Source organism: Bradyrhizobium daqingense, from assembly GCF_021044685.1.
GTDB classification, from domain to species: Bacteria; Pseudomonadota; Alphaproteobacteria; order Rhizobiales; family Xanthobacteraceae; genus Bradyrhizobium; species Bradyrhizobium daqingense.
On sequence record NZ_CP088014.1, the window covers coordinates 3889086 to 3906562 of the forward strand.

Genomic DNA, 17477 nt, shown 5'->3' on the forward strand with positions numbered 1-17477 from the left:
CTGCCGCTACGACGGCTGCGGCGGATAGCGGTCGAACGTCGGCAGCTCGTGCGCGTGCTCCATCCAGCGGAGGCGCTCGGCCACCTGCATTTGCATCGTCGGCGGCACCGCATCGGGATCGTCGTAGGTCGCGCTCTGGATGTCGATCATCCCGGGCAGGATGTCGGCATTGACGTAAAACAGGCCGGTGCCGCAATTGCTGCAAAAGTGCCGCCGGCCGTGCTCCGAAGACTTGTAAAGCTTGGGCTCGCCCTTGGTCACCTTGAGCGCATTTTCGGCATACATCGTCCAGCCAACCACCGGTGCGCCCGCGTGGAGCCGGCAGTCACGACAGTGACACAGCGCGTGCACGATTGCCTCGCCCTCGATCTCATAGCGGATTGCGCCGCAATGACAGCCGCCAGTGATGGTGCTCATGCGTTCCTCCCGATCAAAGCAGATTGCAGGGATCGATAACGCCGCAGACTCGCAGCTTCAACGACGCATCGCGGGTTGCGATTGCGTCCTACTGTCGCGTGACAGCTGCTGCCATCGTTCGCGGACATGAGCTATTGCCCGATCCGTCAGACCGCGAGCTGACAACACTCGTCGTCAGGTCCCGAGCGAGCCGCTTGAGAGCCTTTTTCGATAAACGATCAACGTCTTTGCAACCAGACGCTGCCTTTCTTATTAACTCTACCGAAGGGCTCGGCAAATTAGTGGCTGACGTAGCGCATCATGCATCACGACGAGCGGTTGGAGAACAGGGAATCGGCGCCTGCATGCGCAGCGCCGGTTCAAGCCGCACTCATCTGCGCCGTCAGCGCAGTCGCGGTGTGTTCATCCGTGTTGTATCCATTGCTGGCATTTCGGCTCGCTGCGCAGGGAGCCAGTTCCTCGATGATTGCGTTGAGTGCCGCGATGACTCCTTTGGGAGCGATAGCGTCCGCGGCTTTCATTCCGACACTTGCAAGGCGCGTGGGCGCGTCGAGACTCGCGATCGGATGCGCGGTCGCGATCGCCCTGGTGGTCGCTGTGATCGGAGCCGTTCATTCCGTCACGCTGTGGTTTCCGGCGCGGCTGGCACTGGGCGTTGCCTTGAACGGCCTTTTCGTGGTCGGCGAAGCATGGATTACGCAACGGGCAGATCCCACGAAGCGCGGACGCATTGTAGGTGTCTATGCATCGGTATTCGCTTTGGCGTTCGCACTTGGACCGCTCGTCCTCGTCGTTACGGGCGCCCACAGCGATATCCCATTTGTCGTCATTTGCATTGCCTCGCTGGTGTCGGCGGGAATCCTTTCATGCATTTGGCGCACCGCGCCTACAATGGCCGCCGAGAACAAGAAGAGGCGCGGCTCTCTTATGCCGTTCCCGCTTCTCGCACTTGCCGTCGCATGTTTTGCCCTGTTCGACCAGATTACGCTCTCGCTGTTTCCCGTCTACGGCGTGACGGCGGGATGGTCGGAAGCAGCGATGGCCGTGGCAGTGAGCGTCTTGAACGCGGGGAGCATCGCCCTCCAATATCTTATCGGATGGTTTTCCGACCGAAGCTCGCGCCGTCTTGCCATGCTGCTCTGCGCAGGACTGACGACGGCCGGGGCTGCGGCGCTTCCCTATGTCGTGTCGACCAATGTGTTGTGGCCGCTGCTGTTCGTCTGGGGCGCTGTCGCTTACGGCGTGAAGACCTTGTCCCTGATCGAAATGGGCGACCGGCTCTCCGGAGAGAAGTTGATTGCAGGAACCGCAGGCCTCTCGCTCATGCGAGGGGTAGGCGGAACGGGAGGTGGACTCCTCGCGGGAGTCGCGATGGATCACCTCGGCCCAGCCGGCCTGCCAGTCACGATCGGCATGACCTTCCTCGTGCTGACTGCTGCAGGGCTCGCATCGGCAAGACGAGTCGTCCTTGAGAGGAATTCACCATGATCGCGGCTGAGACTGATGCGGCTTGGTAGCAATCAAATCGAGTGCGGGCTGGTGCCGTGATGCGAGGACGGGTGGAGCCCGTCCGTCGCGTGTTCTCGGCGATGTCAACCGGCGCGCACTTTCTGAGCCCGGCGCAAGCGATGCTTCACCGTCCGTGCGATCGCGGCGGGCGCCTCGTCGGGGATGGGGAAGCAGGAGCTGGCGTTGATCTCGCACAGCACGTAGGTGTCGCCGCCGGTGGCATTCCGCGGGCCGTAGAGAAAGTCCGCATCCCAGATCACGGGCAACGAGCCTTCATCGATGCCGAGCGTCTCCATCATCCGTGGTGTCCATTCGTTCTCCATCGATCGCCGCAGGGCCTGGAACGGCGGGGCATCCGGCCCGTGCATGATGCGCGGTCCCGGTTGCGCCGCAGGCGCATCGGGGCCTTCCGGCGGCGGCGGGATCAGGGCCTTGATCAATTGATGGCCGAAGCCGGCAACCTTGGCTCCGCTCATGTAGCAGCGGATCATGCCGTCGGGCAGGCGAGGTTGATAGGCCTGGTCGATGATGCAGCCGCCCCAGCCGAAATAGGGCTCGCAGCGCGCGAAGAGGTTCTCGATCGGCATGTCCTCGGGCAGGCTGCCGCGTTGCGCATGCAGCACGCGGACGATGCCGTCGGCGCTAGTTGGTAACTCGACCTTCCAGATTCCCTGGCCGCCATTGCCGCGGTTCTGCTTCAGCACGCGGGGGCCACTCGCCTTGAGGCGTGAGGGAAATTCGGCGCGGAATGCCGCAGCACTATCGTAGCGATGCGTGTCGGTGCCCCAGCCCAGATGACGCGTTTGGTAGAGCACCTCCTTGACGCCCATCTTCAGGATGACGTCCGGATGTGCGCTGACCCAGGGACCCCGGGCCGCAACGTCGCGCAGCAGGGCATCGAGCTCGGCGCGCGTCTTGCCCTGATGGATCGGATCGACCCAGACGAGCACGCCGTCGACGCTGAGCAGCTGGTCGCGGACCGTGTCGCTGACGCTCTCGTCGTAGATGACCGGTCGAGCCTCGACGCCGACGGCGGCGAGGGCCTCGAAGACGCAGACGAAGCGGCTGTTTTGCGGCGTCGCGTCCCGGCGCGCGACCGCATCTCCGCGCGAGAGGATGGCGACGATATTGCGGGAAGAGGGGTGTCGTTCGGTGTCCATGCGCAAGCTCCACGTATTGCGTGCTGCGCAGAGCTTGGACCGGAGTCTCACGGGGAGTCTGCTTCGTCCCCCACGCGGACAATGTATGTGAAATCGCCCGGCTGTTTCAAGATGGGGGATCAGGACGTTCTTAGACAGGATCAACACCGCCCATCCGCAATCTGCATGACGTCCCTGGGTCTCGACATGAAAAACCCGCAACGGATTGCTCCGTGCGGGTGTCACGACATTCGATGATGCCATTCTGACAGGTGTTTTGCCCGACGTGTCAAAGGAAGTTTGGAGCGATTGCGTCAGGCGTGTCTCCGCCCGAGCTACCAGGGCGCCAAGGCGGACAGGGCCGCCACTCGAGCGGCAGGAATCTCTGAGAATAAAAACAGATGGAAATCAACAGCTTCGCTACTGTGCATGGGGTTGTTTTCGAATCTGGTTTTTGCGGCGCTGCCAAACAACCGTTCGTCAGCGTCGACGCGGCGCCTCGGCCTTGGCGGGCGCCTCGGTCTGCGGCGCGCAGGTCGCGGCTGCCAGCGTTGCCTGCGCCTGCTGCATCAGGCCCGGCTCGGGGGCGAGCGCCTTCATCAGGATCAGGCCGGTCGCGGTCGGGGAATCGATGATCAGGCGGTCGGCCGCGGTGACCTCCTCGTCCTCGGGCAGTTCGCTGTGCTGCGCTTCCGTCATCAGGTCGAGCTCGATCACCTTGCGGCCGGCCGAGCGATCGTTGATGGCGTAATAGGCGATCTCGTTGCGGGTGTAGAACGACACCGAGGTGTAGGCCTGGCTCACCGGCACCGTGAGCTTGATCGGCCCGTTCGTCAGATCATAGCGGCAGATCGCGAGCGCAAAGGCCGGATCCATGAACGGCATCGGCGAGGTCTGCGGATCGGCGAGGGGAAGCTGGGTGACGGCGTTCAGCTTGGTCATCGGCGTCAGCCGCGAATAGGCATCCTGCGTCGCGATCCGCGGCAGCGCCAGCACGCTGACGAGATGGACGACGAGGCCGAGGACGATGCCGGCGACGATGGTGAACAGCAGGCGGATCATGAGCAGCCCACCGTCGTGATCGAGGGCATCGGCGCATCGCGCTGGGTGCGGGTGGCGACGCCCACCGGCGTGTCGTACAGGCGCAGCATCAAGGCGTAGCGCTCGATGCCGCCGGTCGGCAGCCAGTTGCCGGCGCGCGAGCGCGAGGCGATGCGGATCTCGAACGAGCCGTCGGACTGGCGCACGATCTCCTGGCTGGTGAAGCCGTAGCGCTGGAGCGAATTGGCGACGAGATGGCCCTTGCGGTCGTAGAGCGTCAGCGTCCAGAACCGCGCCGGCGGCGTCACGCCGGAGACGACCACGTCGCAGCGGCCGTCAAGCGCCTTCTTTTTGTCGTCGGTGGTCGCGGTGAAAGCGACGCCATCGCCGGTGCCGATCGGCAGCTCGCCGTTGCGCACGATGGTGGCGCGCGAATAGGGGTCGACGTCGGCGGTGCCGGTGCGCGGGCGCGCGGTCCAGGGGCCGATGGTCAGTGCGCCGATATCCGTGCCGCGCGTCGTCGTCATCCAGGTCGCGCCGACGCCGACCACGCCTGCGAGAAGAAGCGCCGTCAATGTGATCAGGATCAGCCGCACGGGTTTCGATCAATTCTTGCGCGGGGCGGAGGCATTGGCGTTCTCTTCCGCATAGTTCTGCGGGAAGGCGAGCGCGCTGTTCGACGATGACGACCTGGCCGGATTGGCGTCGGCGGCCGACGATTTGTTCACGGTCTTGGCCGCGTCATCCAGCAGCTTCTCGACGCGCACCAGGATGTCGGCGCCGCGCTTGGTCAGGATGGGCGGCGGACCGGGCTTGGTCTCCAGCACCTTCGGCCCCGCATTGGCCTGCGCGTTGCTGACATGCTGCGGCGGCAGCTTCTGGCCCATGCCGATGCCGGGAATCTCCCGGACCTCGACGCCTTGATGCGCCACCAGCATGATGTCGTGCCAGGTCTGCGCCGGCAGCGACCCGCCGGTCATGCGGTTGGTCGGCGAATAGTCGTCGTTGCCGTACCAGACCGCGCAGGTGAAATTGCCGGTGTAGCCGACGAACCAGGCGTCGCGATACGCATTGGTCGTACCGGTCTTGCCCGCGGTCGGAATGCCGTCCAGCGCTGCGCGGCGCGCCGTGCCTTCGCTGACGACGTGGCTCATCATGCCCGCCATGTCGGCGGCGACCGAGGCGGGGATCGCCTGGCGCGGCTTCGGCCCGTCGCGGTCCCAGCGCCAGACGAGGTCGCCGGCGCCGGTGCGCACCTCCAGCACGGCATGCGGCGTCACGGCCTTGCCGCGGTTGGGGAAGGTCGCATAGGCGACGGCGTGCTCGAGCACGGTGACTTCGTCCGAGCCGATCGGCAGCGACGGCGTGTCGGGCAGCGGCGCCTTGATGCCGAACCGGCGGGCGACCTCGACGATCTTGCCGCGGCCGACCTTGGCCGGGTTCGGCGCCTTCGGCTGATCCCGCCGGCCGATCTCGATCGACAGCTTCACCGGCACGACGTTGATCGAGCGCGTGATCGCCTGCGTCAGCGTCACCGAGCCGGAATAGGAATGGCCATAATTCTGCGGGCACCAATTGCCGATGCAGACGGGTCCGTCGACCACGATCGAATTCGGCGTGTAACCGTTCAAGAGCGCCGCGGTGTAGACATAGGGCTTGAACGAGGAGCCGGGCTGGCGATAGGCGTCGGTGGCGCGGTTGAATTGGCTGGCGCCGTAGTCGCGGCCGCCGACCATGGCGCGGATGCCGCCATCGAGGTCGGCGACGACCGTCGCCGCCTGCGTCGCATGATAGTCGCGGCCGAACTGGCGCAGCTGGTTCTCGACTGCGTCCTCGGCGGCCTTCTGCACGTTGGCGTCGATCGCGGTGCGGACCACGAAGACGCGCTCGGTGTAGGATTTCGGGAAGGTGTCGACCAGCTTGCGCATCTCGTCGAAAGCGTAGTCGAGATAATAGTTCGGAGAGGCTTCGTCGCGGCGATCGACCGCGAAGGCCGGGTTGCGGCGGGCGCCGAACACCTGGCCCTCGGTCATGAAGCCGGCATCGACGAGGTTGTCGAGCACGACGTTGGCGCGGGCGCGTGCCGCGGGCAGGTTGATGTGGGGCGCGTATTTCGTCGGCGCCTTGAACAGGCCGGCGAGCATCGCAGCTTCCGCCAAGGTCACGTCGCGTGCCGATTTGTTGAAGTAGAAATGCGCCGCGCCGTCGACGCCGAAGGTGCCGCCGCCCATATAAGCGCGGTCGAGATAGAGCTTGAGGATCTCGTTCTTGGTCAGGCGCCATTCCAGCCAGATCGCGAGGAAGGCCTCGTTGACCTTGCGTTCGATGGTGCGCTCGTTGCTCAGGAACAGGTTCTTGGCGAGCTGCTGGGTGATCGAGGAGCCGCCCTGGCGGACGCCGCCGGCCTGGGCATTGGTGACGAGCGCGCGCGCGGTGCCGGCGATGTCGATGCCGAAATGGTCGTAGAAGCGGCGGTCCTCTGTCGCGAGCGTCGCCTTGATCAGCACGTCCGGAAAATCTTCCAGCGGGATCGAGTCGTTGTGCTTGATGCCGCGGCTGCCGATCGGGTTGCCGTAACGGTCGAGGAAGCTCACCGCGAGATCGGACTTCTTCAGCCAGTCCTCATCCGCCGTCTCGCGGAAGGCGGGAATGGCGAGCGCGAGCATGACGATCAGGCCGCCGAGGCCGAGCGTCGCGGCTTCCGACAGCGGCTCGATGAACACCCAACGCTTCCAGCGCCCGACATAGAACCGGTCCATGAAGGTCGAGTAGCGCTCGTAGAGCTCGCGGATGCCCTTGGCCGAGGAGAACAGCGAGGAGTCAATGCGCGCATCGAGATCCAGGAAGAAATTCCGGATCCTCTGCTTCCAATGCGGTGGTATGATCTGGCGCACCTAGAACCCTTGCGGCTTGCTTCGAAAGCGTTCAAGCACCCGGCCGGGGCGGCATCGAGACGTCTTGCGGGTATGTTGCGGCAAACCCAAGGCGCCCGGTACGCGTCCGAGGGGGGACCCAGCGTTCCTTCTAGCCGAGCAGGGTCTATAAACCAATGGCCACGCTCGCGATTTTGAACAACAGGCCTAATTGCCCCCGGGTCATTACGGGCTTTGCGGGGGCGTTGCTTGCACCGTTCCCGACGCACGCCCTAGATGGCGGTGCCGTAGCTCTTTCGAACTCTTGTTGAGGCGCATGACCGCAGCTCCCAAGCGACCTTCCGGCCAGGAAGGATTCTTCTGGAAAACCAAGACGTTGGAACAGATGTCTGGGGAAGAATGGGAAAGCCTGTGCGACGGCTGCGGCCGCTGCTGCCTGAACAAGCTCGAGGACGAGGACACCGGCGATATCTATTTCACCCATATTGGCTGCAAGCTGCTCGATGGCGCCAGCTGTGCCTGCAAAGACTACCCGAATCGCTCCGACAAGGTTCCGGACTGCGTCCGCCTGACCCCGGCCAATGTCCGCACCCTGAACTGGCTGCCGCCGAGCTGCGGCTACAAGCTCGTCGCCGAGGGACGCGACCTCTATTGGTGGCATCCGCTGGTCTCAGGCGATCCTAACACCGTGCACGAGGCCGGCGTCTCCGTGCGCGGCCGGGTCGAGGGCAGCGAGGATGAGATCCCGGACGAGGAGCTGGAGGACCACATCGTGCAATGGCCGGGGACCTTGCCGAAACGGGCCCGCCTGAAGCGACGTCCGAAGGACTGATCCGCCGTACTTGTCGCGATCACGTGTTCGGGATGACCCTGCGATGGGATGCACCCATGCGCCGCGGTGCCTGCCTGGGGAAGTCTTTGCTGTCTACATTGGGCTGCATAGAACGAATCCTTCGCGGCGTTGCGCCGCCTCACGACGTCCGATCGAGATGAACAAGTTCGACCGGCAGAGCAGTTCTGCCGACATCCAGGCGTTGCCCGACGATATCGCCGAAGAGCTGTCCCGGCTTCCGAGCGAGGTCATCAGTGTCGATGACGCGCCCTCCATCGCCCCGCCGGTGCCGCTGTCGCAGGACGAGGTCCGCACCATCGTCATCAGCCTGATGCTGACGATGTTCCTGGCCGCGCTCGACCAAACCATCGTGGCGACCGCGCTGCCGACCATCGGACGCCAGTTCCAGGACGTGTCCAACCTGTCCTGGGTGATCACCGCCTATCTGCTCGCCTCGACTGCGGTCGCTCCGGTGTTCGGCACGCTCAGCGACATCTATGGCCGCAAGGCCATGATCATCACCTCGCTCAGCTTGTTCGTTGCGGGCTCCGTGCTGTGCGCGATCGCGCCGAACATGCCGATGCTGATCCTGGCACGCGGACTTCAGGGCCTTGGCGGCGGCGGCATCATGCCTGTCGTGCAGACAGTGATTTCCGACGTCGTGAGCCCGCGCGAACGCGGGCAATATCAGGCCTATTTCTCCAGCGTCTGGATGGTCGGCGGCATTCTCGGCCCGGTCATCGGCGGCGTGTTCGCCGAGCATCTGCACTGGTCGATGATCTTCTGGATCAACCTGCCGCTTTCGGCCGCTGCGATTGCGCTGCTGCTGCCGAAGATGAAGAAGATCCCGGTGTTTCACCGCAGGCGCAAGGTCGACTGGCTCGGCGGCGTGCTGCTGATGGCCTCTGCCGTCGTCTTCATGCTGGTGCTGACCTGGGGCGGAACACGCTATCCGTGGCTGTCGCCGACCGTGCTGGCGATGGTCGGCGGTGCGGTCGCGCTCGCCGTCAGCTTCGTCTGGCACGCGCGCCGGGCGGACGAGCCGTTCCTGCCGCTGCCGTTGCTCGGCGGACGCGTCGTGCCGTTCGGGCTGATGGCCGGCGGTTGCGCGCTCGGCGCGATCACGGGCCTCACAGTCCAGCTGCCGCTCTATTACGAGTCCGTCTATCACCTCAGCGCCAGCGAAGCGGGCCTTGCGCTGATTCCGCTCGCTGCCGTCTCCACCTGCGGCGCAGCCATCGCCGGCCGCACCATGGCGCGGGCCAAGCACTACAAGCGCGTCGCCATCGTCGGTACGTCCTGGGCTGCGCTGTGCGGCCTCGGCCTCACGTTGACGACGCTGCCGCTATGGGGCCTCTTGACGCTGATGGCGGCCTTTGCGCTCGGCCTCGGCACCACCTTCCCGGTTTGCGTGGTCTCGGTGCAGAATTCGGTCGCGCGGCCCCAGGTCGGCACCATCACCGGCGCCTTGAACTTCTTCCGCTCGCTGATGTCGTCCTTCACGGTTGCGGCGTTCGCGGCCATCCTGCTGATCGCGCTCGGTGCCGACATTCCGCTCGGCGAGCATCATGCCGCAGGCAGCGTCGCGATTCCCGCCGAGGACATGCGGCATGCGTTCCGTTACGTCTTCGGCGCCGCCACGGCATTGATGACCGCTGCTGCACTCTGCCTGATCGCGATGGAGGAGCGGCCGCTGGCGGGTCCCTCCACCTCGCAGCCGGCCGAGATGGCGGAGTAGGGCTAGCCGCCCCGATCGGCGTAGGGCTCGTCGGCGACGTGGCTCCCGGCCGCTTTTCGCGCCGTCGTCGCAAGATGAGATTTGAGTCGCGCAAGCGCTTCGGTGGACCAATCATGGACGTCGGTGACGGCGACCCAGGCATCGACGTAATGCTCGGGCGCATAGACATGGCCGAAGCCCATCGGCGTATGGGTTGCAACCGCCATGTCGAGGGCGAGCTGTAGCATGGTGACGATGGGATACCATCGCAGGTCGGGCGAGACGTCCGGTCCGCGCGGAGCCGCCATCCAGGCCGGCGCCCGATAGGCGTCGCGGTAGGCGAAGAACGTGATCGCGTCACTGGCATATTGCAGATAGACGACGCGCATTGGACCCCAGGGCGCATCCGGCGGCACTGTCGGTCCGTCCTGGTTCATGAAGCGGACGAAGCGGCTGTCGCGGAATTCCGGCAGCCAGGCCGGCGTGCCCGGATTGCGGCTTTCAGTGATCGAGCGCCAGATCCGGCTTTCGAACGGCGCCCCGCTCCACAGCGCGCCCGCGATGGGATCGCCGATCGTCTCGAACAGCTCGGCGGATTTTTCCGAGTTCATGGCGCCGAGGCTCAGTCCATGCAGGTACAGTCTCGGCCGCCGGTCTTTCGGCAGCGTCGTCCAGTAGCCGTAGATTTCCGCGAACAGCGCGCGCGCCGCTTCGGCACCGTATTCCGGCTGGAACAGCAGCGACAGCGGACTGTTGAGATAGGAATACTGCATCGCCACGCTAGCGACATCGCCATGGTGGAGATATTCGACCGTATCCATCGCTGACGGATCGATCCAGCCGGTGCCGGTCGGCGTGATGACGATCAACAGTTTGCGTTCAAAGCCGCGCTGGCGCTTGAGTTCATCGAGCGCAAGCCTGGCGCGCGCCTGCGCTGTGTCGCGGCTGCCGAGCCCCACATAGACGCGCACGGGGTCCTGCGCAGGCCGTCCCGTCACGGCGCCGATCTCGGCCGCGGTCGAGCCTGAGGCAATGAACCGGCGCCCCATGCGCCCGAGCTCTTGCCACTTCACCAGCGATGCCGGGCTGCCGGTCCGATTCGACGCGGTCGGCTGCGGCCGTTCGGGCTCGAGCCGGACGTCGAGTTCGCGGAAGGAAGAGTCGAGCGCGTTGAATGCCATGCGGACAAGGACATTGCTGGCGATCGACCAGAACAGCAGGCCTGCGGCGATCACGCCAATGACGTTCGCGACCTTCCGGGGAATGACGCGTCTGGTGCGCGCAGCAACGAAGTGGGCGACAAGGGCAAACAGTCGCCCCAGCACCAACAGCACTGCGAATGTGATCAAGGCGATCGCGCAGACCTTGAGCGGATGTGCAGTCTCGACCGGGGCCATCTTCATCACGGCACGGATCGAATTCTGCCAGCTGGCGGCGCGCCACAGGAAGACGATGACGACGAGCAGGCAGGCGGCCGCGACAAGTGCATTCGTAATCGATCTCGCGCGCGCCGAAGGCTCGGGCAATTCGAGATAGTGCCACAGCCGCCGCCACAGGATTCCGGCGAAATAGCCGATCGCAAAGCACCCCCCGGCGAGGACGCCTTGCGTGAGGTAGCTCCGCGGGATCAGCGTCGGCGTCAGCGCGGCCGCGAAGAACAGCGCGCCAAGCATGAGGCCGACGCCGGACAGCGAGAGGAGTTGTCGCCGAATGAACCACGCGAGACTCTTCAAGGCATCCTCCGGCTGACGCTATCCCTTGTTGCTCTCCGCAAAACTGCTCCTGCGCGGCAGGCGGATCGTGAACTCCGTGAACGCGCCCGGCTCCGTTGCGACATCGATCGTGCCGCCGTGCTGCTTCACGACGATGTCGTGGCTCATCGACAGCCCGAGCCCGGTGCCTTCGCCGGCCGGCTTGGTGGTGAAGAACGGATTGAACATCTTCTCCCGGACCTCGTCGGCAATGCCGATGCCGTTGTCGCGGATGCGGATCTCGACGCGCTCGCCGCGGTCGCGCGTTGCGGCGATCACCACCGGCTCGTAACCGGCGGCGCCGTCCGCCTTGCGCCTGGTGACCGCATGAAAGCCGTTGGAGATCAGGTTCAGCAGCACGCGGGTGATCTCCTGCGGAAACACCTCGGCCTGGCCCGCCGCCGGATCGAGCTCGCGCTTCAGCGTCACGTCGAACCCCGGCTTTTCGGCGCGTGCGCCATGATAGGCGAGGTTGAGACTCTCCTCGACCAGCGCGTTGATGTCCGCCAGCCCATGCTCGCCGCCACCTTCGCGCGAATGGAGCAGCATGTTCTTGACGATGGAATCGGCGCGCCTTCCGTGCTGCACGATCTTTTGCAGATTATCCTTCAGGAGCCCCGTCAACTCGTCGACCTCGCTGCGGACGTCATCTGCGAGCGAAACAGGCGCGAGCACCTCGTTCAGCTCGTCGGTCAGCTCGTCGGAGAGCGAAGCGAAATTGTTGACGAAGTTGAGCGGGTTCTTGATCTCATGGGCGATGCCCGCGGTGAGCTGGCCGAGGGACGCCAGCTTCTCGGTTTGGATCAGCCGGTCTTGCGCGGCGCGTAAGTCGTCGAGCGATTTGGCAAGCTCCCTGGTGCGGTCCTGCACCTCGTTGAACAGGCGCGTGTTCTCGACCGCGATCACGGCCTGGTCGGCGAAGGTCTTGAGCAGGTTGATCGCCTTGTCGGCGAAATGACCGGGCTCCGGCCGCGTCACGGCAATGGTGCCGATCGCAACGCCGTCGCGCAGCATCGGCACGACCAGGATGCTGCGATAGCCGCGGGTCCGCGCCAGCTCCTTCATGGCCTCGGTGAGGTCAGGCTCGTTCTGCATGTCGCTGCGGAAGGCATATTCTCCGCTGGTCGCCACCCGACTGTGAATGCCTGACGACGCTAGCTGTGCCGGGAAGGAGCTGAGCAGGTCCGCATTGCCCGCTTCGTTGTCGGTGGTGAAGGCGGCCAGATGCAGCATGCCGTTGATGACACGGGTGACAGTGGACGAGTGCCCGCCGATCAGCGCCTTGGCGCTGTCGGAGATGGCCTGGAATACCGGCGTGACATCGGCGGGCGAGGCCGCGATCACCTTGAGGATGTCGGCGGTCGCGGTCTGCCGCTCCAGCGCTTCCCTGGTGGCGTTGAACAGGCTGACATTCTTGATCGCGATCACCGCCTGGTCGGCGAAGGTATGGAGCAGCCGCACGTGATGCTCGGCGAAACGGCCGGTCGCCCGACGCGTCGCGATGATGATGCCGATGGCTTCGCCCTCGCTCATCAAGGGCGTGAACAGCATGCTGCGATAGCCGCGGGCGCGCGCGATGTCGCGCGCCGCCGGCTCGAGCTCGGTATCGGGCAGTTGTGCCGCTTCACCCTTGGCCACGAGCGGATAGGGCGGAAAGTTTGCGAACGGCACCGGGAACGAACCCTGGAGCACGCGATCGCCGGCCGGATCGGTCGGCGTGAAGGCCGCAAGGTGCGCGGCGCCGTCGATATAGCGCAGCACCGCGGTGGAGAAGCCGCCGATCAGCCGGTTGGCATTGGTGGCGATGGCCTCGAACACCGGCTGCACGTCGGAGGGCGAGGCGGCCATCACCTTGAGGATGTCGGCCGTCGCGGTCTGGCGCTCCAGCGTCTCCTTCGTCTCGTTGAACAGGCGTGCGTTCTCGATCGCGATCACGGCCTGGTCGGCAAAGGTCTGCAGCAGCTGCACGAGGTCAGGCGCGAACGCGCCAGGTTCGGCGCGCGTGACGCTGATCATGCCGACCGGCGTGCCCCGGTTCATCAGCGGCATGAACAGCACGCTGCGGAAGCCGCGCAGCCGCGCCAGCTCCCGGTTCAGCTCGGGGACGTCGGCCGCCTCGCTGTCTGGAAACTGGATGGTCTCGCCGTCGCGCACGAGGGCAAAGGTCGGGAAGTCCGCGATCTTGCGCGGAAAGGATGCCTTCAGCCCTTCATCGGCTTCCGGACTGGTCGGCGTAAATGCCACGAGGTGCAACTCGTCGCCGGTGAACTGGAGCACGGTGGCGGAGAAACCGCCGAGCAGGCGCTTCGAGCTGGACGCGATCGCCGCGAACACCGGCCGCGCATCGGAGGGCGAGGCCGCGATGGTGCGCAGGATCTCGGCGCTGGCACTCTGGCGATCGCGTTCGACCGCAAGCTCGCCGCGCAGCCGCGCGTTCTCGGTTGCTGCCGACTGCAATCGGCGCTCGAGGTCCTCGATATCGTGGGAAGCGGTGGTCATTCCTAATCCGGCTCGATGCCGCGAGATGCGCGTCACCGGGCCGGATTATCACATCTCCTGCGGCCGGAGCCAGCGCTCGCGGCGTTGCTGAGATCCGACCCGGCTCACGTGCCGGGCCGTGACACCTCGGTCTCCTTGCTGGTGATGAATTCCAGCAGCACCGGGACGCCCTCCCGCGTCTTCTGGATGCCGCGCTTGATCGCGGGGACGATGTCCTCCGGGCGCGTCACCCGCTCGCCATGGCCGCCAAAGGCGCGCGCCATTGCGGCATAGTCGCCAGAGATGTCGGTCGAGCGATATTTTTCAGTCGAGACCGGCATCACTTTCAACTCGATCGCCATCGAGAAATTGTTGAGCAGGATCGACATGATCGGGATGCGTTCGCGCACCGCGGTCTCGAAATCCATGCCCGTGAAGCCAATGGCCGCATCGCCCCAGACATTGATGCAGAGCTTGTCCGGCTTTGCCAGCTTGGCGCCCATCGCCAGCCCAAGGCCATAGCCGAGCTGTGTCGTCTTGCCCCAGCCGAGATAGGTGAGGGGCTCGACCGACTTCCAGAACGGCGAGAGCTGGTCGCGCGGGCTTCCGGCATCATGCGTGATGATGGTGTTCTTGATGTCGACCGTGTGCTGGAGGTCCCAGAGCACGCGATAGGGGCTGAGCGGCGCGTCGTTGCTGGTGAGCTTCGGCATCCATTTTGCCAGCCACTCCTTGTGCGAAGCCGCAATCTCGGCCGCGACGGCCGACGCGTCACGATCGGACGTGACGGACTTGCCGATCTCCTCCAGCAGCGCGTCGAGCACGAGGCCGGCATCGCCGACGAGGCCGATCGTTGCTTCCACGTCCTTGTTGAGATGGTTCGGGTCGAGCGTTGAGTGGATGATGGTCTTGCCCTTCGGCATCGCGATGCCGAAATTGGTCTCCGTGAAGGAGCAGCCGATGCCGAAGATGACGTCGGCCTCGCTCAGAAATTTCGGCACCGCGCGCGGCACGGCGAGCCCGCCCGAGCCGAGCGAGAGCGGATGCGTTTCCGGAAAAGACGACTTGCCCCCCAGGCTGGTGGTCACGGGGATCGCCAGCCGCTCGGCAAGCCGTTTCAGCTGCGGCCACGCCTGTGCGTAGTGCACGCCCTGGCCGGCATAGATCACCGGGCGCTTTGCATTCACGAGGAGGCTGGCTGCTTCCTTGACGTGAACGGGATCTGCGCCGTAGCGGGTGCGCAGCACCGGCGTGTAGTTCAGCGGCTCCGGCACTTCCTCGTTCCACATGTCCGAGGGAATCTCGACGATCACGGGCCCGCCACGGCCGTTCTTCAGCTTGGTGAAGGCGCGGCGGAAGATGTTGGCGACCTCGGTCGCGAGGATGATCGGCTCGGACGATTTTGCGAACGGCTTCATCGCTTCGCTGGAATTGAAGTTCGGCTCGATATGCGCAAGCCGGCGCTGATAGCCCATCGGCAGCACCAGCACGGGCACGGATTCGCCGAAGCACTGCGCGACCCCGCCCATCGCGTTCTCCGCACCGGGGCCATGCTGCATGCAGAACGCGCCGATGCTGCGGCCCGACGTCACCCGCGAGATCGCATCTGCCATGTGGATGCCGACGCGCTCCTGTCGCACCATCACGGGCCGGATGTCCGCTTTCGCTGCGTGCTCGATCAGATGGTTGACCGGATAGCCGCAGAGGATCTCGATCCCCTCACGCCGCATGATTTCCGCGATGGCAGTGCCGAGCTTCATGGCGTCTCTCCCTGGCAGGCCGGTTGGTCCGGCTGATTGAGGGAGAGAGGATCAGGATTTTGCGGGAGGGTAAAGCGCGGGCAAGCGATAGTCAGCTATGCAGTAAGCCGCGCGTCCCCGGATTTCGTTGCGCGCGATCCGGGCTATGAACTTCCTATTTGCAGTTCTTGCAGATCGTCAGCTTCCGTTTCAACGACTCGTCTTCCTGATCGATCGATGACTGCCCGTCGGCATCCGTATTGGACGCGGCGCCCTTTGCCGCGCGTGATCTCGCGGCCGGCGCCACCCGGCTTGGCGTGTCATTGTCGTCGACGGCGCTGAAGCCATCATAGTCGGCGGCCGGATTTGGCGCCGGTGTAAGTCTGCCCATCACGGGTGGAAAAGCTTCTCTGCCGGATGGGGGAGGTCTGGAATTTTTAGCGCTCGCGCGCGGCGGCGATGCGTCGGGCGGAGCAAGCGAGACCGGCGGTGCGGCCGACGTCTGTCCCCTCGCGCCATCGTGCGGCCAGAGGCCGGCAAACAAGAGGCTGAGAGCCAAGAGCGTCGCGCTTCTCATCTGCATCCTGCAAACAGCTCTGGTTTGTCGATGGGCGGCATGGCTCATTGGGGCATGCCGCGCTGAAGAATATCAGGACTCAGCTGGCCGTCAAAGCGCCCGTCCAGCCTTCCCTGCGCTCTTTTTCTCTAAGAAAGGGGCGGAAACGAGAGCAGAACTCCGACGAAATCCGTCGCGAGAGCGAGAAGTCGTGTCTGCTGTTTGAAATGTGAGTCGAAAGAACGGCGGCCCCATACGCGTCATTGCGAGCGCAGCGAAGCAATCCAGAATCCCTCCGCGGAAGGACTTTGGATTGCTTCGCTGCGCTCGCAATGACGGGGAGAGAGTATGGCCGCTAGCGGCGCGGCCGGAGGCCGCGCCGAACTCCGCGTGTGCAGGACGTCGCCTCGAGCCGTCGCGGCCGCTACTTCAGCGACGAACTGATCGAGTTGAATTTGTTGTTGAGGAGCTGGCTGCCCGTGTTGTTGACGACGGTCACGATGGCCAGTGCGATGCCGGCGGCGATCAGGCCGTATTCGATGGCGGTGGCGCCAGTCTCATCGGCAAGGAAAGACCTAAGCAAACGCATTGCCAACTCCTCTTCATCCAATCCAATGTTTGGTCGCGTCGTTTTCGAATTCGAATCGATCGAATAGATATTCTGCGCGTCAAATGAATGAGACCCGGGCGAGCGCGCCCCAGTTTCATACGGTAACATTCATTAACTTAAGGTTCCCTCATCCCGTCCAAATGGACGCAAACCGCAACGCTGCCTGCGTACATCCGCGACGTTCGTTAGGACATGATTGTCGGGCGGGGGAGACGGCGCTTGAGCACGGCTGTGAGGCGGCCGACGAAATCCTTCATCGTGCCCGGCTGCCAGCGCGCTGCCGTGCCCGCGGCCCGCTCGCGCTCGGTCGCGTCGCTCACGATGCCGATGTAGTTCTTTCTGACGTCCTGCTGCTGCACGGCACGCAAACCTTGGCTCGATCTGAGGGCTGGGACCATGCTGGGCGCAAGGACAACCAGTGCTCAACTTCGTATCCCCTGGGAATACTCTGGTTCATGCGCAGGGCTCCGCCGCCGCGGAAATGACGGTCGCGTTTAACGGATCGTTGAGCCTGTTCGTCAACGGCTGGGCAAGCATGTCGATCGTGCGTGCCGGTCATCGCCCTCATTCACGCCGGCCGTCCGCATTCAGGGCCCGCAACATGGCGATGCGGGCGAACATGACCCAGCCGCCGCCGGTCTCGGCTGCGTTGATCAGGGTCTCGATCGCCGTCTGCCAGTGTGTCTCGTGCTGGGCGTCCTCGGGCAGCTGCATGATGTAGTCGGCCGCTTGTTGCAGCGTGAGCAACTTGCGCTTGTTGTTCACCCGGATCGGATCGTCGAACGTCGTCGACCAGGGCATGTCAGGCCGGCCGA

Annotated in this window: 15 protein-coding genes; 3 read left to right on the forward strand and 12 right to left on the reverse strand. The window is 64.7% G+C overall.

Annotated elements, in window-relative coordinates; genetic code table 11:
• Positions 1-6: 6 nt before the first annotated feature.
• Entirely contained in the window at positions 7-417 is a 411-nt protein-coding gene (locus tag LPJ38_RS18460) for a GFA family protein (protein WP_145627552.1), read from the reverse strand.
• 300 nt (positions 418-717) lie between these two features.
• On the opposite strand from LPJ38_RS18460, the gene LPJ38_RS18465 reads away from it, so the two are divergent.
• The gene (locus LPJ38_RS18465) at positions 718-1905 is read left to right on the forward strand and encodes an MFS transporter (RefSeq protein WP_145627550.1); all 1188 of its coding nucleotides are present in this window, start codon (positions 718-720) and stop codon (positions 1903-1905) included.
• Positions 1906-2009: 104 nt separating this feature from the next.
• On the opposite strand, the gene LPJ38_RS18470 is transcribed toward LPJ38_RS18465, so the two are convergent.
• The 4 genes from LPJ38_RS18470 to LPJ38_RS18485 all read right to left on the reverse strand — a co-directional run bounded on the left by LPJ38_RS18470 (position 2010) and on the right by LPJ38_RS18485 (position 7000).
• The gene (locus tag LPJ38_RS18470; RefSeq protein WP_145627548.1) at positions 2010-3086 is read right to left on the reverse strand and encodes a Cj0069 family protein; all 1077 of its coding nucleotides are present in this window, start codon (positions 3084-3086) and stop codon (positions 2010-2012) included.
• Between the two features lie 459 nt (positions 3087-3545).
• Positions 3546-4127, reverse strand: coding sequence for a DUF1254 domain-containing protein (locus LPJ38_RS18475; protein ID WP_061848857.1), 582 nt, complete (start codon positions 4125-4127; stop codon positions 3546-3548).
• Positions 4124-4702, reverse strand: coding sequence for a DUF1214 domain-containing protein (locus LPJ38_RS18480; protein ID WP_145627546.1), 579 nt, complete (start codon positions 4700-4702; stop codon positions 4124-4126). The genes LPJ38_RS18475 and LPJ38_RS18480 overlap by 4 nt, the downstream gene beginning before the upstream one ends.
• Positions 4703-4711: 9 nt before the next feature.
• Complete coding sequence (locus tag LPJ38_RS18485; protein ID WP_145627544.1) at positions 4712-7000, reverse strand: transglycosylase domain-containing protein; 2289 nt, start codon at positions 6998-7000, stop codon at positions 4712-4714.
• Between the two features lie 295 nt (positions 7001-7295).
• On the opposite strand from LPJ38_RS18485, the gene LPJ38_RS18490 reads away from it, so the two are divergent.
• Positions 7296-7811 carry a YcgN family cysteine cluster protein gene (locus LPJ38_RS18490; protein WP_145627542.1) on the forward strand — a complete coding sequence of 172 codons (516 nt, stop codon included), beginning with the start codon at positions 7296-7298 and terminating at the stop codon, positions 7809-7811.
• Between the two features lie 157 nt (positions 7812-7968).
• Positions 7969-9549: an MDR family MFS transporter gene (locus LPJ38_RS18495; protein ID WP_145627540.1), complete on the forward strand. Its 1581-nt coding sequence runs from the start codon at positions 7969-7971 to the stop codon at positions 9547-9549.
• Between the two features lie 2 nt (positions 9550-9551).
• On the opposite strand, the gene LPJ38_RS18500 is transcribed toward LPJ38_RS18495, so the two are convergent.
• The 7 genes from LPJ38_RS18500 to LPJ38_RS18530 form a co-directional block, all read right to left on the reverse strand.
• Positions 9552-11201: an alpha/beta hydrolase gene (locus LPJ38_RS18500; protein WP_145628344.1), complete on the reverse strand. Its 1650-nt coding sequence runs from the start codon at positions 11199-11201 to the stop codon at positions 9552-9554.
• A gap of 78 nt (positions 11202-11279) precedes the next feature.
• Positions 11280-13778, reverse strand: coding sequence for a GAF domain-containing sensor histidine kinase (locus LPJ38_RS18505; RefSeq protein WP_167520186.1), 2499 nt, complete (start codon positions 13776-13778; stop codon positions 11280-11282).
• A gap of 104 nt (positions 13779-13882) precedes the next feature.
• Positions 13883-15517: a thiamine pyrophosphate-requiring protein gene (locus tag LPJ38_RS18510; protein WP_145627536.1), complete on the reverse strand. Its 1635-nt coding sequence runs from the start codon at positions 15515-15517 to the stop codon at positions 13883-13885.
• A gap of 154 nt (positions 15518-15671) precedes the next feature.
• Positions 15672-16073, reverse strand: coding sequence for a hypothetical protein (locus tag LPJ38_RS18515; RefSeq protein WP_145627534.1), 402 nt, complete (start codon positions 16071-16073; stop codon positions 15672-15674).
• A 403-nt stretch (positions 16074-16476) separates the two neighbouring features.
• Positions 16477-16641: a Flp family type IVb pilin gene (locus LPJ38_RS18520; protein WP_008553742.1), complete on the reverse strand. Its 165-nt coding sequence runs from the start codon at positions 16639-16641 to the stop codon at positions 16477-16479.
• Positions 16642-16847: 206 nt separating this feature from the next.
• Entirely contained in the window at positions 16848-17021 is a 174-nt protein-coding gene (locus LPJ38_RS18525; RefSeq protein WP_060737648.1) for a hypothetical protein, read from the reverse strand.
• A gap of 205 nt (positions 17022-17226) precedes the next feature.
• Positions 17227-17463: a hypothetical protein gene (locus LPJ38_RS18530; RefSeq protein WP_145627532.1), complete on the reverse strand. Its 237-nt coding sequence runs from the start codon at positions 17461-17463 to the stop codon at positions 17227-17229.
• Between the last annotated feature and the right edge of the window lie 14 nt (positions 17464-17477).

Bases quoted from the DNA above. Each gene is read 5' to 3' on its own strand.
- LPJ38_RS18460 (WP_145627552.1), bottom strand. From the start codon at position 417: ATGAGCACCATCACTGGCGGCTGTCATTGCGGCGCAATCCGCTATGAG.
- LPJ38_RS18465 (WP_145627550.1), top strand. From the start codon at position 718: ATGCATCACGACGAGCGGTTGGAGAACAGGGAATCGGCGCCTGCATGC.
- LPJ38_RS18470 (WP_145627548.1), bottom strand. From the start codon at position 3,086: ATGGACACCGAACGACACCCCTCTTCCCGCAATATCGTCGCCATCCTC.
- LPJ38_RS18475 (WP_061848857.1), bottom strand. From the start codon at position 4,127: ATGATCCGCCTGCTGTTCACCATCGTCGCCGGCATCGTCCTCGGCCTC.
- LPJ38_RS18490 (WP_145627542.1), top strand. From the start codon at position 7,296: ATGACCGCAGCTCCCAAGCGACCTTCCGGCCAGGAAGGATTCTTCTGG.
- LPJ38_RS18495 (WP_145627540.1), top strand. From the start codon at position 7,969: ATGAACAAGTTCGACCGGCAGAGCAGTTCTGCCGACATCCAGGCGTTG.
- LPJ38_RS18500 (WP_145628344.1), bottom strand. From the start codon at position 11,201: ATGCTTGGCGCGCTGTTCTTCGCGGCCGCGCTGACGCCGACGCTGATC.
- LPJ38_RS18505 (WP_167520186.1), bottom strand. From the start codon at position 13,778: ATGACCACCGCTTCCCACGATATCGAGGACCTCGAGCGCCGATTGCAG.
- LPJ38_RS18510 (WP_145627536.1), bottom strand. From the start codon at position 15,517: ATGAAGCTCGGCACTGCCATCGCGGAAATCATGCGGCGTGAGGGGATC.
- LPJ38_RS18515 (WP_145627534.1), bottom strand. From the start codon at position 16,073: ATGAGAAGCGCGACGCTCTTGGCTCTCAGCCTCTTGTTTGCCGGCCTC.
- LPJ38_RS18520 (WP_008553742.1), bottom strand. From the start codon at position 16,641: ATGCGTTTGCTTAGGTCTTTCCTTGCCGATGAGACTGGCGCCACCGCC.
- LPJ38_RS18530 (WP_145627532.1), bottom strand. From the start codon at position 17,463: ATGCCCTGGTCGACGACGTTCGACGATCCGATCCGGGTGAACAACAAG.